Genomic DNA, 26293 nt, shown 5'->3' with positions numbered 1-26293 from the left:
TAGAGTGCAGTTCTACGCTTACGAAAACTTTATACCTATACAACCCTACAACTTCTTATGGTTCTGGCTCTAATGCCGAAGGCAACACTTTCGCGAAACGTTCGGGTGGGAGTTGCTGAATGGCCAATTGCGATGTGTCGCGCTCATCATTTATTGGCTTATACTCGGCTGCCGCCAACCGCTGGCCGAAACTCGGCTTTAGGGTATCGGCACGGTACTTATTGGCCGAAATAACCGAACTCCTCGACACCTTCGTCGGCCCTTCGATGGTCCAGTCGCTGGTTTTCTTCGTGTCAAACCGGCAGGTATTGCAAATAAACTCAGTCACTTCGTTCCACTCATTCTTCCGCGCTGTCACCCGGATTACCTCCTCACCCCGGTACCAGAGTGTTACGTTACCCGAGCAGGTTGGGCAATTCCGATGTGCATCAACGGGCTTGGTAAACCACACCCTATTTTTGAAGCGGTACGTCTTATCGGTTAAAGCGCCTACCGGACAAACGTCAATGACGTTTCCGGAGAAATCGTTATCAATCGCTTTTTCGATATACGTACCAATTTCGGACGCATCGCCCCGGCCCAGTACGCCATGAACTCGTTTGTTGGTAATCTGGTCGGCAGTATACACACAGCGGTAGCAAAGAATGCAACGCGTCATGTGTAGCTGGATGTACGGACCTATGTCATGCTTCTCAAAGGTCCGGCGGTCTTCTTCATAACGTGTTGTTGCTTTGCCGTGGTCGAAAGCGAAATTCTGAAGGTCACACTCACCAGCCTGATCACAAACCGGGCAGTCGAGGGGGTGGTTCAGCAACAGAAATTCAACGACGCCATTGCGGGCATCAATTACCTGTGGGCTGGTTTCATTTTCAACGACCATGCCGTCCTGGACGGCTGTCAGACACGACGCGACCAATTTAGGCATTGGACGCGGGTCTTTAGCTGATCCGGCAGCCACACGCACCAAACAGGCCCGGCATTTGCCACCACTACCTTTCAGAGGCTGATAATAGCACATAGCTGGTGGAGCCACGGCGGGTCCAATCTTGCGGGCGGCCTGCAAAATGGTTGTTCCCGGCTCAACCTCGACTTCAATTCCGTCAATAGTGACTTTCAGTAACTGCGGCTTTATGTCTTCCATTTAATTTCTGGTCGCTATTAGTTTAGCGAGAGCTTCCTGTTTTAAGGCGGCAACATCAACCAATTTCTCTAATTCCTGCTCCTCAAAACTACCCTCGAAGGCTTCATTGGACGCTTTGCGTAGAGCAAGCGGATATACTTCATTAATCATCTCGACAAAATCATCCGCATCCGCATAAAACCCACCTGATTTCTTCCGTTTATTCGTTTTGCCTATCTCAAAAAGGGAGGCATATATAGATGTATCCCACGACTTGGTTGAGTGCTTTTCCGCTCGTTGTTTAAGTAAATGAATGAGCAAAATGACAATATAACGGCTAATCTTATTAAGCTTGTCCTCTTTTGCCATTTCTTCCATTTCACTAATCAGCAACAGCGCATCGTCGTATCGCTCTGCTTCTATGTACTGCTTTAGTTCAAGTAATTCGTCCATAGCTCAGTACGCTTAACGTGTCATTTATTTACACCAACGCCATTTCGCCCCGATAAACTGCGCCCGGCTGTGTTGCTTCGGCAGGATTGTCAATGTGCCACTGGAATTCATCACGGAAGTGCCGGATGGCACTGGCCACGGGCCACGCAGCGGCATCGCCGAGTGGACAAATGGTATTGCCTTCAATTTTTTTAGCCACATCGACCAACAAGTCAATGTCCTGCTGGTGGCCATGGCCGTACTCAATGCGGTGAAGCACTTTCTCCATCCAGCCGGTTCCTTCACGGCATGGACTGCACTGCCCGCAGGATTCGTGGTGATAGAAGCGGGAAAAATTCCACGTATTTCGCACGATGCAGGCCGTTTCGTCGAAGACAATAAATCCACCCGAACCGAGCATGGTCCCGGTCTGAAAACCGCCGTCCGACAATGATTCGTAGCTCATCAGGCGCTTTTCGCCGTTAGCCAGCGTTAAGGCCAGGTTAGCTGGCAGAATAGGCACTGAGGAACCACCAGCCACGAGAGCTTTGAATTTATGGCCGGGCCGGATTCCCCCACACCATTCGTCAGCATAAATGAAATCTTCAACCGGAACGCCCAAATCAATCTCATAAACGCCTGGCTTGTTGATATGCCCCGACGCTGAAATTAGTTTCGTACCTGTGCTGCGTCCGATACCAATCGCGGCATATGCATCGCCACCATTATTGACAATCCAGGCTGTTGTGGCAATGGATTCGACATTATTCACAACGGTTGGGCATTGATAAAGTCCCTTTACTGCCGGGAAAGGCGGTTTGTTACGCGGATTACCCCGTTTGCCTTCCAGCGATTCGAGCAGAGCCGTTTCTTCGCCACAGATATAAGCACCTCCACCCGGTTGTACAACCAATTCGAGATCGTAGCCGCTGCCGAGGATATTTTTACCCAGAAATCCTTTGGCTGTGGCTTCGGCGATGGCTTTTTCGAGGATGTGGATAACGTACATCAACTCGCCACGCACGTAGATGAACGACTTGTTGGCTCCCAGCGCAAATGATGAAATAATCATTCCCTCGATGAGCAGGTGAGGGAGATTTTTCATCAGATAATGGTCTTTAAACGTACCCGGCTCCGATTCGTCGGCATTGCAAACAAGGTAGCGGGGAACGCCTTCGGGTTTCGCCAAAAAACTCCATTTCATGCCCATTGGGAACCCGGCCCCGCCCCGGCCCCGAACCCCTGCTTTCTTGACTTCTTCAACAATGGCTTCGGGAGCCATCGTTTTTATTGCTTTCTCAACGGCTGTATAGCCGCCCTGTTTCCGATAGACATCGAAGGTTTCAATGCCAGGAACGTTGATATGTTCAGTTAAAATCTTGGTAGCCATGTACTGGATTATTTCGAGAGTTCGTCGATGATTTCGTCGACACGCTCGTTGGTTAGGTTCATGTAGTATTTCTCCCGAATCTGAAACACCGGACCCATGCCACAAGCGGCCAGGCATTCCACTTCCTTAAGCGTAAATCGGCCATCAACGGTTGTTTGGCCAGTGTCGATGCCTAACCGCTGTTTCAGATGCGTATATACGTCTTCGCCACCCATTAGGCAGCAAGGCCCTGTCCGGCAGTATTCGATAACGTGTTTACCAACCGGGTTAAGATGATACATGGTGTAGAAGCTGGCGACTTCATAAACCTCAATTGGTTGAATATCAAGAAGTTGTCCGACATAATCCATGCCTTCGGGGCTAGTCCAGCCTTCCTGTTCCTGTAATAAGTGCAGCAACGGTAACAGGGCCGATTTTTGCTTACCTGCCGGATAGCGGGCAATGATTTCCTGGGCTTTGGTTAACCGTTCGGGGGTGAATTGTAGAGCAGGGGTATTTGTCTCGGTTGTCATTCGTTACAGCAGATATTCGTCATCAAAAACTTCATCCCAAGTTAACTCTACGGGTTCAAATTTGTCTTTCCGGGATAAATTCATCTCAGCTTTGGCTGCAATAAGAGCAGCATCAAAATTTCGTTGCCAAATCGTTTCTATATACTCTTTAGTAAATGAGGGCATATACTCCTGTAGTGATTTTATCTCCTGCCGGGCATTAATTATAGTACGTACCCAACTGGTAGAGCGCTTGTCGGGCTGATAACGCCATTTCAGTAGGTGTATCATTAACCTTGTTAACTGGCTATTTAAAGACCTGCGCTCAGCATTCGCCATAGCATTGTATAATTCGTCTAATGCTTCCTGAGCTTCATTATATTCTTGCTCCTCAAGCAATCGTCGAATGGCAATGACCGTGTCTAAATGAGACGTAGCCACCATTTCCTGCCAGTCTATCGTCTTCATATTTTTCGGTTGAGATAATCAGGCATCCAACTCACCGGCAATAACGTTCATGCTGCTCATAATGACAATGGCGTCCGAAAGCGTCAGACCTTTGCACATTTCAGGGTACGCCTGATAATAAATGAAGCAGGGTCGACGGAAGTGCAGCCTATATGGAGCACGGCCACCGTCGCTAATGAGATAAAAACCTAACTCGCCATTGCCGCCTTCAACGGCATGATAAACTTCGCCAACCGGCGCGTCGATTTCGCCCATCACAATTTTAAAGTGATAGATGAGGGCTTCCATGTTTTTATAGACTTCCTGTTTTGCTGGCAGGTAATATTGGGGTGCATCCGCAAAATAGGGGCCTTCGGGCAGGTTATCCATTGCTTGCTGAATGATACGCAGACTTTGCTTCATCTCTTCGTTCCGAACCATGAAGCGGTCATACGTATCACCACTTTGCCCGATAGGAATGTCAAACTCAAAATCTTCGTAGGACGAATAAGGATTCATTACACGAACGTCGTAGTCAACACCGGCAGCCCGCAGGTTTGGGCCGGTGAAGCCATAACTCAACGCCCGCTCCGCCGAAATGCCACCCACGCCGATAACCCGGTCCATAAAAATCCGGTTTCGGTTGAACAGGTTTTCAAACTCATTCAGCACTTTGGGGAACCGTATCAGCAATTCGTTAATCTTACGAATGGCCGTTGGAGAAAGGTCACGCTCCATGCCCCCGATTCGGCCCATATTAGTCGTTAAGCGTGCTCCGCAAACTTCTTCGTAGATTTCGTAAATATGTTCACGTTCCTGATAGATATACAAAAAACCCGTAAACGCACCCGTATCCACACCGAGAATGCCGTTGCAAATGAGGTGGTCGGACAGCCGGGCCAATTCCATCATAATGACGCGAATGTATTGTGCCCGCTTCGGAATGTCGATACCCAGCAATTTCTCCACCGTCATGTGCCAGCCCATGTTATTGATGGGTGAGGAGCAATAATTCATGCGGTCGGTGAGGGTCGTAATCTGGTAGAATGGCCGACGCTCGGCGATTTTCTCGAACGCCCGGTGAATGTATCCGATGGTTTGCTCACTCGAAACAATCTTCTCGCCATCCATTTGCAGGATATTCTGGAAAATACCGTGCGTAGCGGGGTGAGTGGGGCCGAGATTAAGCGTTGTTAGTTCGTTGACATACTGAACCGGGCCTTGTTCAGCAGGCAGGTTGTTCTGAGCTATATCGAGTTCTTCAGAAACCATATTTAAAGAGCGAAAGAGCGAAAGAGCGAAAGAATAGTGGGTTGCGTATATATCGCTCATTCACTCATTCGCTAATCCACTAATTATTTATCGTCCAAACAATGCATCAATTTTATCTTCCCGTGTACCATCCTCAAGCGGATATTCTTTTCGCATCGGATAGTAATCCATTTCTTCCATATTCAGAATCCGGCGCAGGTCGGGGTGTCCGTCGAAGATAATACCAAACAAGTCGAAGGTTTCGCGTTCCATCCAGTTTGCGCTGGCATAGAGCGGGGTTGTCGTTGGAATATGAACGTCGTCTGCCGATAAAAAGACTTTAATTCGTAAGCGGAAATTGTTGATCAGGCTATGCAAATGATAGACGACGCAAAATTCTTTTCCGGCTGAATCCGGGTAATGCACGGCTGTAATATCCGTCAGAAAGCTAACCTGTAGGGTTTTATGCTCTTTTAAAAACTGGATAAGCGGAATAATCTGCTCCCGGCTTGTCGAACACGTCAGCAGATTATAGGGATCATCAAAGTCACAAACAGACTCGCCAAACTGATTAATAAGTATCTGCGCAACTTCTTCGTTGGTCAGCATTGCTTAATGAGTGAATTGGTGAATAACCGACAACCAGACCGCTGGCCCAGTGATGGTTAGTTATTGAATGCTATATGAGTTCAGCAGCTTTTGATACTCGTCTGTGTTCCGACGGCGCAGCGATTCATTCTTTGCCAGTTCCTGAACCTGCATTACGCCCTCCAGTATTTGTTCGGGGCGGGGTGGGCAACCGGGTACGTACACATCAACCGGAATGATTCGGTCAATACCCTGCAACACGCTATAGGTATCGAAAATGCCGCCACTCGACGCACAGGCGCCAATGGCAATCACCCACCGTGGTTCGGCCATTTGCAGGTAAACCTGTTTTACAATAGGCCCCATCTTTTTGGCGATGGTACCGGCTACAAGCAGCATATCGGCCTGACGCGGGGAGAAACTCGGCCGTTCCGATCCAAACCGGGCCAGGTCATAATGCGAGGCCATGGTGGACATGAATTCGATGCCGCAACAGGAAGTGGCAAATGGCAGCGGCCAAAGCGAGTTTGCCCGGGCCAGCCCAATTATTTTATCGAATGAAGTGGCCGAGAAACCGGGTCCGTCATAACTCGCGGGAGCCTCGGCCAGCTTAATGTCAGTTGCCATAAGTACGTTGTAGTTGCTTACTTAAACAACGAATAAGTATGTTCTAAAATTCATTTATTCGGGCCTATTCCCACTTTAAAACGCCCTTCCTGATGATGTAATAAAAGCCAGCCAGTAGCAGGCCCATGAACAGAACCATCTCAATAAACCCAGTCATTCCCAGACTCTTAAAGTTAACAGCCCAGGGGTAAAGAAAGATTACTTCCACATCGAACAGGACGAAGAGGATAGCAATTAAAAAGTACTTGATAGAAATTGGGGTGCGGGCATCCCCCTGCACAGGGATTCCGCATTCGAAGGGATCATCTTTTTTCTGGCTATGCCGCTTCGGTCCGATGGAGTGGGTAACCAGCATGGTTGTCACGATGAACCCGAGTGCTAAACCGAGTTGAATCAGTACCGGCAGATAATCGGCCGGAACGTAGGTTGCGTTCATAGAATTAGGTTGAAAACAGTAGCACAAAGGTAGCGATAAAACCAATAAGCATAAGGTAAGCCATCAGTTCGTGCCCTGCGCCAAATATACTCCAAAAATACAACACACGATTTGTTTAATCAACCGGCTATGGAACGATGTGGTTGACTGCAAAAGCAAAAGCCTTTCCGCTTGAAAAGGCTTTTGCCAACGAGTATATGGTGACTGCTATCAACGGTTAATAATAACCCGTCGGGACACATCGAATCCTGCCGAGCGTACCCTAACTAAGTATACGCCTTGTGATAAGCCAGTCAGATTCAGGAGTTTGCGCGCATCGAGTATAGGTACTTGGCTGGAATAGAGCCGCTCCCCGCTCAGTGAGAATACATCTATATCCGCATTATTGAGGTTTTCGAGTGTTTCGATGGCGATGGTGCCATCCGTAGACGGATTTGGGTAAATACTCAAACCGCCATTAGACCGGTCGAACGAAAAAGCTTTGGGCGTACTGTATTCCGAGGAGCAGGTTAGGGTATCGCCGTTGTTGAGTGAAAATGTCGTTTTTGTTCGGGCAGAGTAATTCGCCGACACAACGACTTTTACAACGGCGCTGGTTTGTGGAATGATTTCTCCTCCTCGTCGCCAATCGAATAAATCGGGTTGGCCGCCCGTTGGTGTTGGCAAAACTGCCTGTAAACTATAGGAACCGATTTGCTCAATGCTTGGTACAGGCACTTTAGGGCGCACTGTCAAATTTATAGCCACCGACTGAGCCGACTTGCATCCATAAACATTCATTGCCTGTAGTGAATAATCACCCGCTTTGCTTAGGGTTATTGCTTTAGCGATGGTACTTGTGTTGCTGAAACTCCATATACCTGTGCTGTTAGGTGATGTATTGATCACTAACGATAAGGTTGAGTCGGCGCAGATTTGTTGCTGGTTAGTAACAACTTTACCTGGTTGATTCGTCCGCGAGATACCTGGCGCGGGTGGTTGAATAGGAGTTTGTACGTCAATCGTAGGCGATAGATAGGTATTTCCTTTACTATCTTTTAGAGTGGCCCGGTAGATACCCGGCTGTGTAATGGTAATGCTTCTTGTTTTTTGGCCCGAAGCCCACGAATAGGACGTAAAAAGATTAGGTAAAGTAGCCGTAAGACTGTTACCCGATGGTCCGCATATTACTGTTGCCGTAGGGAGTGGCAGAGGAAGTAATGGACGTGAACTGGAAAAGAATACGGCATTTAAACTGGCAAACCACGCCTGGCCCAGCTGCTTTAACCCATCGTTACCGAAGTGGACAGCATCGAACCGGGGAATTTGGATGTTATCCGTAAATGGACCGGCAAAAACATTATTATTATACGTGTTAACGACATCATTCTGTGCCTGAATAATATCCTGGCTTACTTGTCCGTCATTATAGGATGACCTGGCCAAAACCCAGGCTGGGTAGCGGTCCGTATCGGCGCGGGTTTTATTGACTAAGAACTGCATGTCATTCGCATAATCTTTTCGGGTAGACCGCAGGGGTACGTTATCATTTTCTCCCTGCTGCCATAATACCGCCCGTAAGCCCTGTAGCGAACAATAGTAGCGCAGGGCAATAACTAAATTGGCATAAGGCATTCCTGCCGGAAAGGGTTGACTATTGAACCATTTTAGCGTTGTTTTACCCGTTGAACTTTCAACCCAGTTTTTAATAATTGTTGCTTCCCACGCGGTGTTGATAAACAAAACAGGCACGCCATATTGCTTAACAATAAGGTCGCCCAGGGTTCCCCAACACCATGCACTTTGGCCGCGGGGACCAATCAATGAGGTTGCCGTCAATTGCTGAAATGTAGGCGCTGGCGGGTCTCCCAGCGAGTTGGCCGTAATGTTATCATAGGTCACGCAATTGACCCGATCATCGGTTGCGCCTACGGCACCATAGTTTTGGAAGCCCTGTGCGTTGGATTGTCCGGTAATGATAAATACTTCGCCAATGCCAACTTTGCGAACTACATCTGTACCGATTGGTTTACCGCCCAAAAAAGCCTGAACCTCCAGCCGGTACCATCCTCCCTGGGCACGCAAAGGCCCCTGAAAAACGCCACCCTGCGGATTTTTTTGAATCGTTATCCACTCCGTATTCAATCCCTGCCCTACTTCTTCAGCCTGTACGCGCGCCTGAACACTGTCGACTGCCTGGTAGATATTACCCGACAAATAAATTGTGCTAAAATTGTCGTTCTCCCGCTGAAAAATAGCCCGGCTTTCTGGATATGTAATTTTTATTGCCTGCCCATTGGTCTGCGCCGAAACCCGTGGGCTAATGGCGATTAAACCAACTATAAACAGACGAAGCAAAGGATAATAGTTACTCATTTTTTATATATCAATGGCTTCATTCCAATGCGGGTGACGAGCGTATTCATAACAAGTACAAAAATCAGACCGCACTCAGTTGCCAGTAGATGATAGACTAAGTCAATAATAAGTTTTTTCCCGGTAAAATACAAATTTCAGGGGATTTACTATGATTAAACGGTCGTTCTATACTTAATATTACAATCCAAGAAGAATTCGTTTTGCTACATCAAAATCAGCGGACTGCACCCGCAGAATGTACGCTCCTGAGGGCAGGCCCGTTAAAACAAGCTGTTTTCGCTCATCGAAGGTGATCGTGGGGATTGTTAGAACCGGTTGCCCCGTTAGTGTATACACTGTAACAACGGCATTTGTGAGATTTGCCAATGTTTCAATGGTTACAATTTTGTCAGGGTTTGGGTTGGGATAAATGCTTAATCCTTTATTACTCAGGTCGATAGTGAACGTTAGAGGGGATGAAGGCAATGAAAAGCAAGTCAGCGTAGGTGAGTAAATAATTGATGAGCGGGCTGTATAGGCTCCTGCCTGATTGGCTTTAATTATAGATGTTTGCGCTGCGAGCGAGTCGGCATCACGGCGCCAGCGGAATTGTGTTCCATTGGTCGAGCTGACCGCTTCGAGTGTGTATGTTCCAATAAGATTTACGGTGGGGGGAGGGGGTAGTGGCCGTAACTCGACTGTTAAGACACCCGCCTGAGCCGATGTACAGCCATTTATGTCGCGAACCCTCGCGGAGTACTGACCTGGTGTTCCCGTAGTGATGCGTTGGGTCGAATCACCAGTACTCCAAAAAACAGTGTAAGGCCCATCAACCCGAAGCGTAGCTTTATCGCCCTCACAAATAACCGGAGCGGGATTGGCCAGAATAGTTGGGGTAGCCGGTAACGGATTGACTTTTACCGCTAAAATGGATGAATAGGGCGATAAACACCCGTTTTGATCGCGGGCCTGTACGGCATAGTTTCCTGATGTTGTTACAGTAATGGCCTTATCCGTTTGACCACTCGACCAAACCACGTCGAACGAACTCGTTGCGCCCAACGTAACCCGGCCCCCATCACAAAATGTTGTAGCTCCGCCTGCCGAAACAGTAGGCGTTGCTGGTAACGGATTAACTTTTAAGGTGATGACATCGGACTGCTCTGAGGTACACTCAAACTGATTGCGAACACGAACTGCGAAATTGCCGGATTGATTCAATGTTATACTTTGGGTTGTTTGTCCATTGGTCCATTGATAAGCCGCATCTTGTGGCGCCGTTAGTATAACATTACGATCAGCACAAAATGTAGTTGGCCCGCTGGCTGAAATAACGGGTTTAGCAGGCACTGGATTAGCCGTAACAACAACAGTATTCGACTGAGCTGATGTACAACCATTCTGATCCGTAACAGTCAAAAAATAAGAACCAGACGCACCAATGCTAACCGTTTTATTCTTCTGCCCATCGCTCCAGTTATACTGAACATTGTCACTACTGGCACTTAGCGTCGTATTATCTCCCAGACAAAAAGTTGTGGGCTTTGCATTCGTAATGGTTGGTGTGGCTGGTAGTGGATTAACCGTAAGATTAATGACATTTGACGTGAAATCACAGCCGCTTACGTCCCGATAGCGAACATAATAGGCACCCCCCAAACTGGTAGAGAATGTTCGGGTCGTGGCAACGGGTGTGTTTGTCTGCTGATTCAGCCAGGTTACGTTGTCATAATTAGAGGTTAATGCCAAACTGCTGCCAATACATATGGAAGGAGGGCGGGTGTCGGCTACGGCCGCTACGGGCGCATCCGACACCCGAATTTGCCCGGAAAAGAACGTGTTTCCTAAAGCGTCTTTAATCTTAGCCCGGTAAACACCTGCTCCTTTCGTAAGGATCCTTCCCGACTCACCTGATTCCCACTGAACGGTTGGGTAATTCCCGTTAATGGTGAATGTCAGGTTATTATTGGCGGCACAAGCTACTGAAACTATAGGCGATGGTGACGACGCAATGGGTGTAGAGGCCTGAAAAAAGGATTCAGTCAAACTACTATTCCAGGCGCTGGCAAGTTCAACAAGCCCGGCCTGATCGAAGTGAAAGCCTTCAGGATCATTCAGGGGAGGACGTTTACGGGGTACTTGAATATTGTCCGTAGTCGGCCCTGGAAAAAGGTTTGCAGTAGAGGTTATAACCAGATTCTGGGCGGCAATAACGGCTGGGTCAGGCCCTATGAAATCACCATATGATGACCTGGCTACAACCCAACTCATATTCCGATTGTAGTCATTACGACTTTGAGATATAACCGACTGAAGATCGGAAAGGTATTTATCTCTGGGGCTATCAATCAGATTGTCGGTTTCGCCCTGCTGCCAGAGTACCGCCCGAAGCCCAAGCATATTGGCGTAAAACTGTAAGGCTAGTTTGAGGTTAATGTACGGTTGGCGGGGCGTATAAGCTCCGCCGGGACCTATAGCTACACCGCCTTCGGGGGCGCTATCTTTCCAGTTTTGGACCGATGTACCACTGAAAGCCGCATTGAAAAACATAACGGGAACATTCAATCGTTTAACTAACAGATCGCCCAGTTGACCCCAACACCAGCTACCTATGCCCCGGGGAGCCATCCTGAAACCGGGGGTGTTATCTAATTGAGTAAAAACAGGCGTTGGCGGGTCGTTCGGGAAGCCATTGCCGGGATATTCATAGTTAACGCAGTTAACCCGATCATTAAGCGGATTCGGGGCGTTTTGGTGGACGCCCTGTGCGTTGGACTGTCCGGCAATAATAAACACTTCGCCAATGCCAATCCGCTCAATAGACGTAACAACGCCCACCTGTTGGTCGCCACTCATGCCCCGTACTTCGAGGTTATACCAGCCACCGGTTCCCGTTAAGTCGCCCGCATAAACCCCACCCGTGGGCGCGTCCTGAATCGTGCGCCAGTCTGTTGAGACACCCTGTCCGTCGCGGGCCTGCAAACGAGCCTCAACCCGCGTGAGCGGGGCCGTGTAATAACCCGTGATGCGAATCGTTGCCTGATTTGCCTTGTCGCGTTGAAGAACTGCACGAGTGGTCGGGAATGAAACCTGAATCTGGGCCATCGCCAGAAGAGGGAGCAACAAAAGAACCGCCGTACTGGAGGTTACGGAAAAATACTTCATAATAGTTGAAAGCGTGACCTGTCGGCCAGACTGATACAATTAGACTGGCTCAATAGCCGTCAGATTTTGCCAGATAACATCTTTTAATTCATCCAGGCCTTGCTGGCTTACTGACGAAATAAAGGCTACAGGTACTTTTTTGGGTACATCGTTTTTAATTCGTGTTAGCGCGGCATCATCAACCAGATCGATTTTTGTAATCGCCAGTAACCGGGTTTTATCCATCAGTTCCGGATTGAACTCCCGTAACTCGTTCAATAATGTATTGTATTCCTGCCGAATGTCCTCCGTGATCGCCGGAATAAGAAACAGCAGGATGGAGTTGCGTTCAATATGCCGCAGGAATCGCAAGCCTAATCCTTTGCCTTGAGAGGCTCCCTCGATAATGCCCGGAATGTCAGCCATCACGAACGATTTATAATCTCTATAGGCAACGACCCCTAAATTAGGAACCAGGGTTGTAAACGGGTAATCAGCAATTTCGGGTCGTGCAGCCGATAAGACGGATAGTAATGTCGATTTGCCAGCATTCGGAAAGCCAACCAGGCCGACATCAGCCAGTAGTTTTAATTCCAGAACAACCCACTCTTCCCGCCCTGGTTCTCCAGGCTGGGCGTAATAAGGAGCCTGTTGGGTGGCCGACTTAAAATTATCGTTACCTAAGCCGCCCCGCCCACCCGGAAATAAAATAAGTTCCTGACCATCTTCGGTGATTTCGGCTACCTGTTGGCTCGATTCAGGGTCCCGGGCGATTGTGCCAAGAGGCACTTCCAGGATAACGTCTTCGCCCTGAGCGCCACTCCGCCGACCACCCTCGCCAGCCACACCATTCCCCGCTTTAACGTGTTTACGGTATTTCAAATGCAACAGCGTCCAGAGTTGGGCATTCCCCCGGAGAATTATATGGCCGCCCCGGCCTCCGTCGCCCCCGTCAGGACCACCTTTAGGGGTGTGCTTTTCTCGCCGGAAATGGACAGAACCAGCTCCGCCCGCCCCCGACCGGCAGTTTATTTTTACGTAATCAATAAAATTTGATGAAGCCATAGCTACTAGTTACCCCACTTCCAATCCGCTTGTTTTATCGTCAACTCTAACTACTGACTCGTCAATTTTTTGGCAAATTGCCTCAAAAATAGCATCTATATTGCCAATGCCGTCAATGGCTGCGAATTTACCCTGTTGATTGTAATAGTCAGCCACAAAGGTAGTTTTGTCGTTGTATTCTTTCACGCGCCGACGAATCAGTTCTTCGTTCTGATCGTCGGGGCGGCCGGAGGTTTGCCCACGAAGCAATAAACGTCTTGTCAATTCTTCACTGTCAACAACAAGGGCAATCATTGCATTTATTTTTGTGTGATGCACACTCAACAGGTGATCGAGCGCGTCGGCCTGTGGTACTGTGCGTGGAAACCCATCAAAAATAAATCCGGCGGCTGACCGATTTTCATGTAATTTATTTTCAATCATTCCAATGACTACCTCATCCGGCACTAACAGACCATGATCCATCAGTTGCTTGGCCCGTAACCCCAGTTCTGTACCAGCGGCAATTTGTGATCGTAATAAATCACCCGTCGATAAGTGAACTAAGTTGTACTTATGAATTAATTTCTCACTTTGGGTACCTTTCCCGGCCCCTGGCGGGCCAAACAGTACAAGGTTAAGCATACGGCTTCCTGGGGTAGAGTCGTTTAATCAAAAAAAATGCGCCCGCAAAGTTAAGAGAGACGCGGAAAATAATAGCGGTATTCCCTGATAGTCACTTATTTTATTCACATTTAACAATAAAAAAGCGCAGGTACCGCACCTGCGCTTTTCAGAATTCAGTTTATTCGCTCTGTGTTCACTTAGCTACTTTCTTTTTAACAGGAGCTTTGGGGGCTGGTTTAGCAGCTGGTTTTGTTGACGTGGGGGGTGCTTTTGGCCCTTCCAGTGCCCGTTTGACATCCGCATCATTCGGATCAATTTCCAATACCTTATTAAAATATTCCTTCGCCTTGGCATCGTCTTTTTTGGCTAAGTTGAAGCCAGCTAAAGCCTTATAGGAGGTTATCAGGTATTTTGTGTAATCTACTTTCTGAGTTGAGTCTGACTGTGGAGCTAAGGCTTGCTCAATAAATTTCTCATACAGTGGCACTGCCGCACCACTGGCCAATGCCTGCTCACGGGGGTAAGCAAAGTAGGTTGCCTGCGCCCGATAGTAGTAGGCCAACGGATAAGTCTTTCCTGGAATTGATTCTATCTTCTGCGCCATTTGGGCAAAAGCTGAATCAGCGCGCAGGTAATACCGTTGCTTCATCTGCCGAACTTGCGCTGTATCCATGGGTGTAGCTGAGCTATCGCGGCCAACACGTGGTGCATATTGATAACTGGCTAACCCCAACCAGAGGTAATCATTATTCTGAGGCTTCTTATCAGTCACATTAGCAATTGATTTTGAATAATAATCAGCCGCTTTATCATACCGTTTAGCTTTGTAATAATTCTCGCCAATTTCACGATACAAGTTTTCGGTTGTATCCAAAGGAGCTGCCTTCTCCAAATTAAAGACGCTAAGCGAGTCACCTTCGGGAGTTCCCAACTGACTATAGGCACGACCCAGATATTTGTAGTCGTCGTAGATGACCTTCTGGGGCGCTGTTGAAATAAACTTGTTCAGCGATTCAACGGCTTCGGTGTTTTTGTTTAAAGCCGTATAAGCCCAGCCATACATCCGGTCAATAATTGGGTTGTTGATCTTGCCCTTTAATTGATCGAGATACGAAATAGCTCCCTGGTAGTCCTGCGCCAAAAACTTATAGCGAGCAACATCGAGTAATAACTCAGGGTCTGTGGTGCCACTCTTCTGAATGTATAGTTCATAATTCTGAGCGGCAGACTTATACGCTCTTGAATTCGCCAGGGCATCCGCATAAGCCCTATACGTTGGGGCAAATTCCGGATCGTTCTGGATAGCAAGTTTGAAGAATTCCTGCGCTTTGGTGTAGTTTTTTCCCCGCAGATACAACCGACCAATCTTATAATTAGCTTCTGCCAGGTTTGGGCTTACCGCCAATGCATTTTCGTACTTTGTAATGGCATTACCACCATCATTTTTCAGAAAATAGGCGTCACCCATCAGCATTTCGATGTCGGCAGTCTTCTCCTTCTTCTTATCCTTTTCGGTAGCCGTAGTCAACAACGCGAGGGCTGAAGCCGGATCGCTTTGCTTTGGCTGGTCGGAGAGTGTATACATCTCAGCGGCCCGAATCAGGACATCCTGGTTTTTGCCTTTTGTCTCTGCCACGGCGTTGTCAATCAATGATTTTGCCCTGGCCCCGTCGTTCTTTGCCAGAGCAACTCCAGCAAGTCCTATGTTGTTCAGTTGATTTTTAGGGTCAGCGGCTGCCCCTTTTTCAAAGGCCGCTTTCGCCTTGTCTACCTGACCGCTTCGGAGATAATAGTAACCGAGGTAAAACTGATTGTCGGCCGTTGGCGCGCTGGTAGACAACTGTGTAAGAGTCTGTCCAGCTTTATTGTATCGCTCAGCCTCTATGTCCTTCATGGCCATTGCTACATCCTGTGCTATCAACGGAGCAGACATAGTCGCCCCAACGAACAGAATGGTCAATAGCGACTGTTTTTGGTTGTTCATCATGTATTTCAAGTTGGAAATGAATAAAAGGTTAGTGCTAATTAAACATTTGACAAAACTAAAAAATTGCGGTCAAACCAAAAAAACTTCCTTATTTCGTGATATTGATTACCCGATCATATGGTATACGGGGCCAAAGGCCCAATTTTCGTATAATTAGGGAACCGGCATCCCGGACTATATAATTAATCAGGCCTCCGCCCAGCCCTGGATGGGTCTCCCGGCTTACTATATACACCGGTCGCCGTAAGGGATAGCGTTGCATACCTAAATCTTCCTGAAACGGCTGGAAGTAATCATCCCGTTTTATTGGCTTCAGCTTATCCGAAACGCCCATCACCCGTAAATCGCGAGCCAGCTCAACCGAAAGAGGTTCATCGCTATCGCTTATCCAGTTAACGCCAATGAACCCCATAGTCGACGGGTTTTTGCGAACAAAGTCGATTACCTCCCGGTTTGAACGTGTTGTGAAGATGCGTAGCTTTCGGACATCTTTCACATTGAACGTGTTTAAGACAAACTCCAGATTGCTCGAATTGTTATTATCAAATACCAACGTTATAGGGCCTTTTTGATTTCCCCCCTGCAACTCCGACCAGTCTTTCAGTTGTCCGCCGAAAATGCGGCTTAACTCATTTTTAGTAATCAGACTATCCGTATTGGCCTTGTTGATAATGAGAGCTACGCCATCTGTTGCAATTCTTTCGGTAGCTCCTTTTATTTTCCGCTTGTCTAATACAGCCCGTTCGTTTGGCTTCAACAGGCGGGTGCTAAACACCAGGCGGGCGCTATCATGGAGCATCATGTTGATAGCTTCCTGCTCAGGTTTAAAAACGACCTTAAAGTGAGTATTAGGGTAAATACCCGAATAGGCCGATGTTAATTGGGTCACTAAAGGCTGAAATGACTCGTCGGCAGCAATAACAATCTCGCCCTGCGATGGATTGTCTAACGGCGGTTTATTTGAACCGCATCCCATCAGGCCAGTTGCCAAAGCTAGTATTGCTAAGAGTTGATTAGTCATTTTCCTGAAAACGTTGATAAGCACGATAAGCTCTAAACGCGCCATAGATAACCAGAAGTGTGCCCATACTATAGCGAAGCAGCCCTGGTTCCGGCAACATCCCAAAAGACTGAGAGGAGGCAATCAGTGCGATGCCTCCTCCCAGGTATGCCAGCGCAGCCATTGCTGAAATATACAGCGTTAGCCGCGCTGAACCTCGATTTCGTTCGCGCATAAACGAGTTATTCCAGCGTGAAATTGATCGGCAGGTTGAATTTTACCCGAACCGGACGCCCCGACTGTTTACCGGGCCGCCACTTCGGCATGCTTTTTACCACGCGTTGTGCTTCTTCGTCTGTTCCAAAGCCAAGCCCTTTCAGTACCTGAACGTCCTGAATACTGCCATCGGTGTTGACTACGAAGCTAACAAACACCCGGCCCGATATGTTAGCTCGCTGAGCTGCAGCCGGATACCGAAGGTTTTTCTGTAAGTACTGACCCAGCGCAGCCATACCACCCGTAAACTCGGGTTGCTGTTCTACCACCGTAAAGATTTCATCTTCTTTTGGGGCAGCTTCAACGGCAACCTCTGCCTTAGTTGGAGCGGCTGTCGCTTCGGGGGCAGCAATCACCTCTTCAGCATTCGGGTCACCTTCCTGCGTTTTTTCAGCAGCAACGGCTTCCTTCAGTTCTTCAACAGCTGGCGGTGGGGTTTCCTCGGGTACTTCCTCATCCGGTTTTACTTCGGGAGGTAGGAATTTCACCGTGTTCACCTTCGGCATTTCGACTGGTGGTGGTGGCGGTGGTGGCGGTTCGTTCGGGTCAATTGGCGGTGGTGGGAGTTTCATTAAGTCCACCTCCGTCATAGAAACCTCTTTCTCTTCCGGCGTTAGAGCGGTTATAATGTTGGGCGTAAGTACAGCCAGTGTAAATAGGATGCCCCCAATAATCAGGGCTCGCGTTGCTGTCCTCGGGTACGTCTTCCGCAAATCATACGCACCATACGACTGGTTCCGGTTGGCAAACACGATATCATCGAGCGTCGCCTTGGAGTCTAATTCTGCCATGGTGTTATGTATCTAATTTTGCTTTGTCCTTAAGAAGCTTTTTCTCGTCCGGGGTTAACTGGTCTACAAGAGCGTAGCGTTTGAGCTTTGTAATCGCCATCTCATCCAGTACATCAACCATATTTTTATAGGTCGATTGTTTAGTAGGCTTGATAACTACCACAAACTTCTCGCCACCTACTTTTTTGGCATTCTCCTGAAGTGCCTGCCGAAACTCGTAGCCGTAGCCAATAGTTTTTACTTCGGGGTCTTCGTTGGCAGCTTTACCAAATATGTAATGCGCCTTGTTGTCTTTCCCCAGAAAAACCGTCATTACGTTGGACGCCTTGATCGGCTCCGTCTCTTCCTTTATTGTTTTATCCGGCACGTTGAGCGTCATCGCAGAGGGTTTGCTCAGGGTAGTGGCCAGGATGAAGAAGGTAATCAGCAGAAATCCCAAGTCAACCATGGGAGTCATATCCACCCGAGTTGACGCTTTCTTGGACCGTACCTTACCACCATCGTGCTTACCACCACCACCACCGGTATTAATTTCTGACATAGTTTCCTAACAGATTTGCATGGTGAAAAATCAAATTCAGTTGCACTCACTCGGACCCTTAATCCGCTTTCCAACCGGCTGGAGGGGCTTCTGTACCCGTAATCAGGTTGAATTTGTTGATATTCTGGGCCTGTAGCGTAGCTAACACGTTCTTGAATTCGGGAAATTTAGCGAGGTTATCGCCTTTCAACGCAATTCGTAAACCGTTGTTAGCCTTTCGGGCGTTGTAAACCCATTCTTTCAGTTCATTTGTAGGGGCAGCACCGGTAGAATCGGTTGGAATACCTGGCTGTTTTACCTTGGCCTGCTGCTCTTTGGGTAAATTCAGATAAGCTTTCAACTGATTTATAGGTAACCCAAAATTCGACATCAGCGAAAATTCTTTCTTTTCGGTGTTCGAGAATGTAAGCCCCTTTGCGGCAGCAACGTTATCTAGCATGGCAATGCGGTTTTGTGCATTGTCGATACCGAAATACACTTTGCCATCCCGGCCAAGCCCAATGGTCATAATGTCGCTATCTGGGACTTTGATTCCGGAAATGGACGAGGGCGTTTCGATGCTGGCGGCATCCTGCGACCGGAACTGAGCCGTCAGGATAAAGAACGTCAACAACAGAAACGCAACGTCGCACATAGCGGTCATATCCACCGTAGAACTGGAGCGTTTTACTTTAACTGCTGGCATGAGTTATTTTGTTTCAACCTGTCCGGGAGAATACCCCCGAACAGGTGGGTTAATTACATCAACTAAACCATCTCGACTAATAGTGAGCCGCAAAGTTCTGCTGAATGCTCAGGCCGATTTCGTCGATATTATACGTCAGCGTGTCAATCCGACTGGTGAAGTAGCTATACATGATGGTCGCAATAGCGGCTGTACCAATACCGATAGCCGTGTTGACAAGGGCCTCAGAAATACCAGTTGAAAGAGCGCCTGTATCTGGCTGACCCGTGGCACCCATAGCTGCGAAAGCCCGGATCATACCAAGTACTGTACCAAGCAGGGCAATCAGGGTAGAAACCGAAGCCAGCGTTGCAATGATGGTCAGGTTCTTTTCCAGCATCGGCAGTTCGAGTGTCGTTGCTTCTTCCACTTCTTTCTGCAGGGCTACCAGTTTCTGTTCTTTATCCAACTGTGTGTCAGAAGCCAATTGCTGGTATTTTACCAGAGCCGTTTTTACAACGTTGCCAATCGAACCTTTCTGACGGTCGCATTCCTGAATCGCAGCCGCTACTTCATTGCGGTCAAGCTGGCCTTTGATCTTCCGAACAAAGTCATCAATTGAGCCTGAGCCATTGGCCCGGCCAATGGTAATGAATCGCTCAATAGAAAATACCAGTACGCACAAGAAGCAGGTAAAGAGAATAGGCACAATAAAGCCGCCTGCGTAAACAGTGCCGAAATAATCACCGGGCAAAGGCAATTTGTCGTGGTCACCGTCCTGGAAGTGACTACCATCGCCAAACACTAAATGGAATGTCAACTCGGCAATGATGAACAGAATCGGAATAATGAATACCGGATTAAGACCGCCTGACTTCTTCTTCGGTGCCGATGCTTTGGCAGGTGCTGGAGAGGGAGTTTGTGTTTTCATTGGAACTGGACTGTAGGGTTAAAATTAAAATTTGGTTTACCCGGTAAAAAAAGTGAAAAATTTAGACTCTTTCGGTTTGTCCGTTTAAAAATTTAATAAAAATGCGTTCAAACCTCCACAAAAATATGATTTTCTGATTAAAACCATACAATGTTACATGTCAAATGTTTCACTTTTATTGTAATCCAGCAATAAATAGTTGGATATATCTGGCTTCATCTGCTGATCAATTCAAAAGCATAAAGTCAGTCTAAATCCTTGTCTCTCAGGGACCGTAGAGAAAACCCTATCCAGGCAACTCAATCGCTATGTGTAACTAAGGTGGCTCGTAGTTCATAAAATAATTGTTAAGATTATTAATCCATACCTACCGAAACTCCTGTAGCGGCTTTTCCTTTAGATGCATCAGAAGGCTTTTTTCCATAAGGTCCTCAGAAATTGGCTAAGAAAGAGAAGTGAATAGCATGCCCATGAAGGAAGCAGGAGGTCAAGGCAGTCGCTTTACTGGCTGAAAAGCAAAAGATTTTGAGACTATTGGGAGACGATCAGTAAAGTCGCCGAATGCTACGTCTCCAGACTTTATGGGGCAAGGGGCACTACATTGGTTTGTTCGAAACAAATAAAGCCGACTCGATTGAGTCGGCTTTAGTCGGGAAGGCGGGATTCGAACCCACGACCTCTTGCACCCCATGCAAGCACGCTACCGGACTGCGCTACATCCCGAATGATTCAGAATGTAAAAGTAGCAAAGTGTGCCTAATTGTCAAAGGGTCGAACGGAAAAATGATTTTTTACCCCCGTTTAGGGTCTAATGCAGTTGTAATCCGGGCTAATACGTCGCTCAGGTGGTAGCGGCTCATCTTATCGGTTTGCCGGGGCAGGGCGGTCCTGATGCTTCGTTGAAGGTTAACTAACTGCGCCCGTACCTCCGACATAATATCGGATTTACGAATATCGGTGATGGGACCGGCATTATACCGAAAACCGTTACCACTGAAACCGGCAGCCGGGGGCGGTGTTGGTGATGGGGTAAGCATTGACATTAATTTCTCCGCGTGTACCTTTTGCAGATTCCGGCGATAGATATCAATGGAATGCCCGGCTTTCAGTTCGCGCCAGATGCCAGACTGCAGGTCCGTCATAAACTCGTCCAGGCTGTAGGCCTTCGTGGAACGGCTGCTGTTTTCGATCAACCGTGTAAGCCTTCCTACGTCCATGAGGCTATTCAGGGTCGTTTCCTGCAAGGTACGCAGGTTATCAACGCCCTGATCCGGGCGCACGAGTTGCATGATTTTGGCATCCAGGAGCCATTTCGGCGTTTGAAACAACTGCTGATTCAGAAAGGTCATGGCACTTTTTTGCAGGGCGTGGGGCGCGGGTTCATACACAACCCCCGTTTGGTCGTAGGTGCGGGGCGTTTCGTAAACACCGCCGACGTATTTGGTCACGTGGCCCATATATCGCCGGAATTGTGCTGTCACTTCGCCATACATTTCCCGTAGCTTATCATAATCTTCCGCTTCTTCCCGCGTCCACTGGGGCAGGTTGGGTAAAATACGTTTTAGGTTTTTAATGCCGTAGGTACTGGCAATCATGGCATTGTCGCCGAGGTCTTCGCTTTGCGAACGTGGATCGAGCGGGTTCGTTTCAGTGCCGAACCAGTAGCGGGAGTCATCAGCGTGTTTTTTCACCCAGTTATTCAGGATCTTTTTATCCGCTTCGGGCGTTGGGGTGTCATAAATCGGCTTATAGCCCCATTCTATCGCCCACATATCATAGGTCCCAATGCGTGGAAAGAGATCCCGGATGCTGTCTTCAGGCTGAGCTACGTAGTTAAAACGGGCATAATCCATGATGGAAGCCGTATGACCATACTGGCTGATATACTCTTTATTGCGTAACTTTTCAACGGGTGTTGCGTGGCTCGACCCAAAGTTATGCCGCAGGCCCAGGGTATGACCCACTTCGTGCGACGAGACAAACCGCACCAACTGCCCCATCAGTTCATCATCGAACCTGGGCTTACGCGAGCGGGCATCGACGGCTCCCCCCTGCACCATGTACCATTTCCGCAAAAGATTCATGACGTTATGATACCAGCCAATGTGGCTCTCAATAATTTCGCCTGAGCGCGGATCGTGTACGTTTGGTCCGTAGGCATTCTCAATATCGGATGCGAAATAGCGAATAACCGAGTACCGGGCATCTTCGAGACTCAGGGTTGTGTCTTTACTGTCCCAGTCTTTGGCCATAATTGCGTTTTTCCAGCCTGCTTTTTCAAAGGCTGCCTGCCAGTCGGCAACGCCCAACTTCAGGAATTTCCGCCACTTGAGGGGCGTTGCCGGGTCGATGTAGAAGGCAATTGGCTTGCGGGGTTCAATGGCTTCGCCTGCTTTTTGTCGCTGGGCATCGGCGGCATTTTTCGGTTCCAGCCGCCAGCGCACGGCAAAGGTCTGATCCTCGGTTCGTTGCGAAGCGTCATCATAGACCGTGTAGCTGTTCGCGAAATAACCCACCCGACTGTCGAAAAATCGTTTTCGCATGGGGGTGCGGGGCAGCAGGATCATCGACGTATTGATTTCCATGGTTACCGCTCCAGCCTCAGTGCCTACGGGCAGCGCTACGGTGGGCAAGGGCGATGGCACCGGCGAAGGAACAACCGGCGTTGTGTTCACTGTGAATGTTTTCGTCACCATCACTTCTGTATTGATGGGATAGGAGCGAATGCGCTGCACAAACGACCGCTCCGGGGCCAACGCTGTCAGCCGATACCGGTATTTGGTGATCGGATTGATGGACACGACCTGGTTATCGCCCTTAAAGAAGTCGGTTACCTCAATGACCGATGCCGATACGCTGTCTTTACGAACCGCCCGCAGGTCAAATGCCGCAGCAATTGGCTCGACGTTGGAATTGCGAACGGCCTGCGAAATGGGCAGCGTATCGTTGCCAACGTTAATATAACTCACGACGCGTAACAAAAGCCGCTTGTCAGGCCCGCGCTCCCAACGCAACACCTGCCGGTTGGCCAGTTCGCCACCATATCCCGCCCCGGTAGCCGCTTTGGCAATGCGCGTAATGGCCATGAACTCGCGTCCCAGCAAGGTATCAGGAATTTCGAGATAATATTTGTCGTCGACCCGATGGGCTGTAAACAAGCCCCGGCTGGTTTGGGCAGCGGACGTAATCACGTCTCGGTAAGGCTTTATGGGCACTTTAGGTGCGGCCACTACCGTAGTCACAGCGGGTGGAGTAGCCGTGGCCGACGCCGGAAGTGTCATGGTGGGCGATGTGGGCTGAGTAGGCCGTGGCGTTGGGGCCTGGGCCAATACACCCAGCCTGCCAGTAAGTCCGAGCAGAAGTAAAAGCAAAAGAAATGTGGCAGTGGTTTTCATTGATCGAAGACGAGTAGTTAGTTCCAGCCAGTAATATCACAAAAAAACCGTCTTCAACCTATATAGTAGGTTAAAGACGGTTTTTGGGTTTAGCCGGATTCGCCTGAAGTCGGATCTAATGTATCAGCAACTGGGTTTACACCTGGGCCGGTGCAAGGCATCAATTCTTGCCGCTTCCCTGCATAGCCGGAGGTTGTTTGCTCTGCTGTTGCATAGGATTTGCGGTGGTAGCTCTCCGCTGCTTGAACAACTGAAAACGGGTCGGCTGGGCCACCCGTGGGAACGAATTATTCCCGGTATCAATGTCAGCAATTTCCTGATAGGGGTCAAGCGTCCACTGCGTTACTTTCTTAGTGGTAACAATCACTTTCCTGATTGACACATCGTTAAATCGCCAGATTTCGGCGGGAAACCGGGCGACCGAATCTGTACCGTCCTCAAATTGCATCCGAATGATGACCGGCATCGGCAGACCCCCTTTGTTCTTGAGCGATAAGGTATAAAAATTAGTGCCGCTGTAGGTTTTAATGATGTTGCGTTCGTCTTCGGTCAGTGTTGCCAGCGTGTCCTGGTACTTTTTGCGATCGGCATCAGTCACCGTATACGGGTCGTAGCTATTGTAGAAATCCTTCATGGTCGAATCTTTGGCAACAACGGTTTCAGCCTGGGTAGCTCCATCGCGTTGTTTGCTAATCGTACCAGCCCGGCGTTTGGCTTCTGCACGGGCGCTCGCTTTGGTTATTTCGGGGTCGCCCGAATTGACCTGATACCAGTTTACTTCGGCTAAATCCTGGTCGACGGGTTCTACTCCAAAAAACCAGCCTTTCCAGAACCAGTCGAGGTCAACGCCGGATGCATCTTCCAGCGTGCGGAAAAAGTCGGCCGGTTCAGGGCTTTTGAACGCCCACCGACGGGCATATTCTTTGAAGGCATAGTCGAATAGTTCCCGACCCATCACCGTCTCGCGCAGAATGTTGAGCGCCGTAGCAGGTTTGGCGTAGGCATTCGGTCCGAGGCTGATCACGTTGTCGGAAGATGTCATGATGGGTGACAGTACTGATTTATCGGACTTCATGTAGTCCACAATCTGATTTGGCTCGCCACGCCGGGTTGGGAAATTATAGTCCCATTCCTTCTCTGCCAGATATTGACAAAAGGTATTCAGGCCCTCATCCATCCAGGTCCACTGCCGCTCGTCGGAGTTAACAATCATGGGAAAGAAATTGTGACCAACTTCGTGGATAATGACGCCAATCATACCGGCTTTCGTTTGTTCTGAATAGGTGCCATCGGCTTCGGGTCGACCACCGTTAAACGAAATCATTGGGTATTCCATGCCCCCGCCAGGGATTGAATGGCACGAAATAGCCACTGGATAGGGGTATTTGATGGTGCGGTTACCATACGATTTCAGCGTGTGCTCAACGGCGCGGGTGGAATACTGACCCCAAAGTGGGTTGCCCTCTTTGGAATAAAACGACATGCTCCAGATTTTGTGGCCATCGCCATACACATCGGTCTGCATGGCATCCCAGATAAACTTGCGGCTGCTGGCAAAGGCGAAATCCCGCACATTCTGAGCCGTGTACACCCAGGTTTTCTTCCCCTTCGCATCAGCGGGTTTCGCTTTCTCGGCGGCCACAGCTTCGGCCTGCGTAACAATAACGACCGGTGTTTTCGAGGTAGAAGCCTGCGCCATGCGCTTCTGCTGCGTAGGCGTCAAGACTTGCCTGTAGTTCTGACATTCGCCGGTAGCCCCCACAATATGATCGTTGGGAACGGTGATGGCTACTTTGTAGTTGCCGAAAATAAGCGTGAATTCGCCCTGTCCCAGAAATTGCTTGTTCTGCCAGCCGTTAACGTCGTTATAAGCACATAAACGCGGGAACCAGTGGGCAATGAAGTAATTATAGTTGCCGTCTTTTGCGAAGAACTCCATCCCACTGCGGCCATAATATTCAGTAATAAAGTAATTCCAGTCTACGTTGAACGAATAATTGCCGCCGGGCTTTAGGGCCGCTGGCAGGTCAATCCGCATCATGGTCTGGTTGACAGTGTACTTCAGGGCTGTACCTGATTTGGCATCCTTAACGGCGGTAATCTTATACCCGTATTGTTTCTTAGGGTCTAATTTTACCTTGTCAGGTGAATTAAAGGTTTGAAGTTGATTGAAACTTGCCCCCTGCGTATTTATCTGACTGTTTTCTGTTAATGAGCCTATTGAATTTTCCTTTAAATGATTCTGATCAAGTTGCAGCCAGATATAGGGTAGTGCGTCGGTTGAGTTGTTATAATAGGTGACGGTTTCCGTTCCGGTTATCTTCTGATTGGCGTCGTCCAACTCAACCTTGATGTCGTAATCGGCTCGGTTCTGGAAATAATCTTTTCCGGGTGCGCCAGCCGCCGTGCGGAATGTGTTGGGCGTAGGTAACATTGGCCCAAGCTGCTCAAAGCGCGTGTTGGCATTTTGGGTGGGCGGGGTCGGCGTCTGTGCCTCAATAGAGCCTGCCGATATGGCAAAACTCAATATTTGCAAAATTATCTTTCGCATTGGATAAGAATAGTTGTTGATAAAGAAGTGTAAAAATACGCAAAGACCCTGAACCGATTTCTGTTCTGGACTGGTAGAAAAAGCCTTTTAAGTGTAAACGTTCTGGTTATGGAATAGTTATCGCATAGGGGACAGGAGTTAGGCTACTATCCCATGATGATCCCTAACTGTCTGACGGATACAGATCCTGGTATAAATTCAGGCAAACGAATAGAACACGTTT

At 48.5% G+C, this 26293-nt stretch carries 22 protein-coding genes and 1 tRNA gene; all 23 read right to left on the bottom strand.

What is annotated here, in order from left to right:
* Positions 1–55 precede the first annotated feature (55 nt).
* Positions 56–1141 (bottom strand): NADH-quinone oxidoreductase subunit G, encoded by a 1086-nt coding sequence (locus ACYVI1_RS32380; protein ID WP_460915957.1) that lies wholly within the window; start codon positions 1139–1141, stop codon positions 56–58.
* On the bottom strand, positions 1142–1573 hold the full coding sequence (locus ACYVI1_RS32375) for a DUF29 family protein (protein ID WP_460915956.1): 432 nt from the start codon (positions 1571–1573) through the stop codon (positions 1142–1144).
* 28 nt (positions 1574–1601) lie between these two features.
* Positions 1602–2942, bottom strand: a complete 1341-nt coding sequence (gene nuoF, locus ACYVI1_RS32370) for an NADH-quinone oxidoreductase subunit NuoF (RefSeq protein WP_460915954.1) — start codon at positions 2940–2942, stop codon at positions 1602–1604.
* An 8-nt stretch (positions 2943–2950) separates the two neighbouring features.
* On the bottom strand, positions 2951–3454 hold the full coding sequence (locus tag ACYVI1_RS32365; protein ID WP_460915952.1) for an NADH-quinone oxidoreductase subunit NuoE family protein: 504 nt from the start codon (positions 3452–3454) through the stop codon (positions 2951–2953).
* A 3-nt stretch (positions 3455–3457) separates the two neighbouring features.
* Positions 3458–3901 (bottom strand): DUF29 domain-containing protein, encoded by a 444-nt coding sequence (locus tag ACYVI1_RS32360; RefSeq protein WP_460915951.1) that lies wholly within the window; start codon positions 3899–3901, stop codon positions 3458–3460.
* Between the two features lie 18 nt (positions 3902–3919).
* Positions 3920–5152 carry an NADH dehydrogenase (quinone) subunit D gene (gene nuoD, locus ACYVI1_RS32355; RefSeq protein ID WP_460915950.1) on the bottom strand — a complete coding sequence of 411 codons (1233 nt, stop codon included), beginning with the start codon at positions 5150–5152 and terminating at the stop codon, positions 3920–3922.
* A gap of 87 nt (positions 5153–5239) precedes the next feature.
* Positions 5240–5740 (bottom strand): NADH-quinone oxidoreductase subunit C, encoded by a 501-nt coding sequence (locus ACYVI1_RS32350; RefSeq protein WP_460915948.1) that lies wholly within the window; start codon positions 5738–5740, stop codon positions 5240–5242.
* Positions 5741–5800: 60 nt separating this feature from the next.
* Positions 5801–6346 (bottom strand): NADH-quinone oxidoreductase subunit B, encoded by a 546-nt coding sequence (locus ACYVI1_RS32345; RefSeq protein WP_460915947.1) that lies wholly within the window; start codon positions 6344–6346, stop codon positions 5801–5803.
* A 64-nt stretch (positions 6347–6410) separates the two neighbouring features.
* On the bottom strand, positions 6411–6782 hold the full coding sequence (locus ACYVI1_RS32340; protein WP_460915946.1) for an NADH-quinone oxidoreductase subunit A: 372 nt from the start codon (positions 6780–6782) through the stop codon (positions 6411–6413).
* Between the two features lie 210 nt (positions 6783–6992).
* Positions 6993–9137, bottom strand: a complete 2145-nt coding sequence (locus tag ACYVI1_RS32335; RefSeq protein WP_460915945.1) for a T9SS type A sorting domain-containing protein — start codon at positions 9135–9137, stop codon at positions 6993–6995.
* 180 nt (positions 9138–9317) lie between these two features.
* Positions 9318–12284 carry a T9SS type A sorting domain-containing protein gene (locus ACYVI1_RS32330; RefSeq protein ID WP_460915943.1) on the bottom strand — a complete coding sequence of 989 codons (2967 nt, stop codon included), beginning with the start codon at positions 12282–12284 and terminating at the stop codon, positions 9318–9320.
* Between the two features lie 39 nt (positions 12285–12323).
* Positions 12324–13328: a GTPase ObgE gene (obgE, locus tag ACYVI1_RS32325; RefSeq protein WP_460915941.1), complete on the bottom strand. Its 1005-nt coding sequence runs from the start codon at positions 13326–13328 to the stop codon at positions 12324–12326.
* 9 nt (positions 13329–13337) lie between these two features.
* Entirely contained in the window at positions 13338–13952 is a 615-nt protein-coding gene (locus ACYVI1_RS32320) for an adenylate kinase (protein WP_460915939.1), read from the bottom strand.
* Positions 13953–14127: 175 nt separating this feature from the next.
* A complete protein-coding gene (locus ACYVI1_RS32315) occupies positions 14128–15921 on the bottom strand; it encodes a tetratricopeptide repeat protein (RefSeq protein ID WP_460915938.1) in 1794 nt (597 codons plus the stop codon).
* 88 nt (positions 15922–16009) lie between these two features.
* Positions 16010–16942, bottom strand: coding sequence for a PstS family phosphate ABC transporter substrate-binding protein (locus ACYVI1_RS32310; protein ID WP_460915936.1), 933 nt, complete (start codon positions 16940–16942; stop codon positions 16010–16012).
* Positions 16935–17156, bottom strand: coding sequence for a hypothetical protein (locus ACYVI1_RS32305; RefSeq protein ID WP_460915934.1), 222 nt, complete (start codon positions 17154–17156; stop codon positions 16935–16937). Before ACYVI1_RS32305 ends, ACYVI1_RS32310 begins: the two co-directional genes overlap by 8 nt.
* A gap of 7 nt (positions 17157–17163) precedes the next feature.
* Positions 17164–17988, bottom strand: a complete 825-nt coding sequence (locus tag ACYVI1_RS32300) for an energy transducer TonB (RefSeq protein ID WP_460915933.1) — start codon at positions 17986–17988, stop codon at positions 17164–17166.
* 4 nt (positions 17989–17992) lie between these two features.
* Positions 17993–18529, bottom strand: a complete 537-nt coding sequence (locus tag ACYVI1_RS32295; RefSeq protein ID WP_460915931.1) for an ExbD/TolR family protein — start codon at positions 18527–18529, stop codon at positions 17993–17995.
* A 58-nt stretch (positions 18530–18587) separates the two neighbouring features.
* Entirely contained in the window at positions 18588–19214 is a 627-nt protein-coding gene (locus ACYVI1_RS32290) for an ExbD/TolR family protein (RefSeq protein ID WP_460915929.1), read from the bottom strand.
* A 76-nt stretch (positions 19215–19290) separates the two neighbouring features.
* On the bottom strand, positions 19291–20124 hold the full coding sequence (locus tag ACYVI1_RS32285; RefSeq protein ID WP_460915927.1) for a MotA/TolQ/ExbB proton channel family protein: 834 nt from the start codon (positions 20122–20124) through the stop codon (positions 19291–19293).
* A gap of 649 nt (positions 20125–20773) precedes the next feature.
* Positions 20774–20847: transfer RNA gene (locus tag ACYVI1_RS32280), tRNA-Pro, on the bottom strand.
* A 68-nt stretch (positions 20848–20915) separates the two neighbouring features.
* Positions 20916–23519, bottom strand: coding sequence for a zinc-dependent metalloprotease (locus ACYVI1_RS32275; RefSeq protein WP_460915925.1), 2604 nt, complete (start codon positions 23517–23519; stop codon positions 20916–20918).
* Positions 23520–23679: 160 nt separating this feature from the next.
* Positions 23680–26070, bottom strand: coding sequence for a M1 family metallopeptidase (locus ACYVI1_RS32270; protein ID WP_460915923.1), 2391 nt, complete (start codon positions 26068–26070; stop codon positions 23680–23682).
* Between the last annotated feature and the right edge of the window lie 223 nt (positions 26071–26293).

It is taken from the genome of Spirosoma areae (genome assembly GCF_054781775.1).
The sequence above is the reverse complement of the archived record's forward strand: the minus strand, read 5'-3'. Positions and strand labels throughout refer to the sequence as shown.

Excerpts from the sequence above, each read along its gene's own strand:
- ACYVI1_RS32380 (WP_460915957.1), bottom strand. The coding sequence starts at position 1,141 with ATGGAAGACATAAAGCCGCAGTTACTGAAAGTCACTATTGACGGAATT.
- ACYVI1_RS32375 (WP_460915956.1), bottom strand. The coding sequence starts at position 1,573 with ATGGACGAATTACTTGAACTAAAGCAGTACATAGAAGCAGAGCGATAC.
- nuoF (WP_460915954.1), bottom strand. The coding sequence starts at position 2,942 with ATGGCTACCAAGATTTTAACTGAACATATCAACGTTCCTGGCATTGAA.
- ACYVI1_RS32365 (WP_460915952.1), bottom strand. The coding sequence starts at position 3,454 with ATGACAACCGAGACAAATACCCCTGCTCTACAATTCACCCCCGAACGG.
- ACYVI1_RS32360 (WP_460915951.1), bottom strand. The coding sequence starts at position 3,901 with ATGAAGACGATAGACTGGCAGGAAATGGTGGCTACGTCTCATTTAGAC.
- nuoD (WP_460915950.1), bottom strand. The coding sequence starts at position 5,152 with ATGGTTTCTGAAGAACTCGATATAGCTCAGAACAACCTGCCTGCTGAA.
- ACYVI1_RS32350 (WP_460915948.1), bottom strand. The coding sequence starts at position 5,740 with ATGCTGACCAACGAAGAAGTTGCGCAGATACTTATTAATCAGTTTGGC.
- ACYVI1_RS32345 (WP_460915947.1), bottom strand. The coding sequence starts at position 6,346 with ATGGCAACTGACATTAAGCTGGCCGAGGCTCCCGCGAGTTATGACGGA.
- ACYVI1_RS32340 (WP_460915946.1), bottom strand. The coding sequence starts at position 6,782 with ATGAACGCAACCTACGTTCCGGCCGATTATCTGCCGGTACTGATTCAA.
- ACYVI1_RS32335 (WP_460915945.1), bottom strand. The coding sequence starts at position 9,137 with ATGAGTAACTATTATCCTTTGCTTCGTCTGTTTATAGTTGGTTTAATC.
- ACYVI1_RS32330 (WP_460915943.1), bottom strand. The coding sequence starts at position 12,284 with ATGAAGTATTTTTCCGTAACCTCCAGTACGGCGGTTCTTTTGTTGCTC.
- obgE (WP_460915941.1), bottom strand. The coding sequence starts at position 13,328 with ATGGCTTCATCAAATTTTATTGATTACGTAAAAATAAACTGCCGGTCG.
- ACYVI1_RS32320 (WP_460915939.1), bottom strand. The coding sequence starts at position 13,952 with ATGCTTAACCTTGTACTGTTTGGCCCGCCAGGGGCCGGGAAAGGTACC.
- ACYVI1_RS32315 (WP_460915938.1), bottom strand. The coding sequence starts at position 15,921 with ATGATGAACAACCAAAAACAGTCGCTATTGACCATTCTGTTCGTTGGG.
- ACYVI1_RS32310 (WP_460915936.1), bottom strand. The coding sequence starts at position 16,942 with ATGACTAATCAACTCTTAGCAATACTAGCTTTGGCAACTGGCCTGATG.
- ACYVI1_RS32305 (WP_460915934.1), bottom strand. The coding sequence starts at position 17,156 with ATGCGCGAACGAAATCGAGGTTCAGCGCGGCTAACGCTGTATATTTCA.
- ACYVI1_RS32300 (WP_460915933.1), bottom strand. The coding sequence starts at position 17,988 with ATGGCAGAATTAGACTCCAAGGCGACGCTCGATGATATCGTGTTTGCC.
- ACYVI1_RS32295 (WP_460915931.1), bottom strand. The coding sequence starts at position 18,529 with ATGTCAGAAATTAATACCGGTGGTGGTGGTGGTAAGCACGATGGTGGT.
- ACYVI1_RS32290 (WP_460915929.1), bottom strand. The coding sequence starts at position 19,214 with ATGCCAGCAGTTAAAGTAAAACGCTCCAGTTCTACGGTGGATATGACC.
- ACYVI1_RS32285 (WP_460915927.1), bottom strand. The coding sequence starts at position 20,124 with ATGAAAACACAAACTCCCTCTCCAGCACCTGCCAAAGCATCGGCACCG.
- ACYVI1_RS32275 (WP_460915925.1), bottom strand. The coding sequence starts at position 23,519 with ATGAAAACCACTGCCACATTTCTTTTGCTTTTACTTCTGCTCGGACTT.
- ACYVI1_RS32270 (WP_460915923.1), bottom strand. The coding sequence starts at position 26,070 with ATGCGAAAGATAATTTTGCAAATATTGAGTTTTGCCATATCGGCAGGC.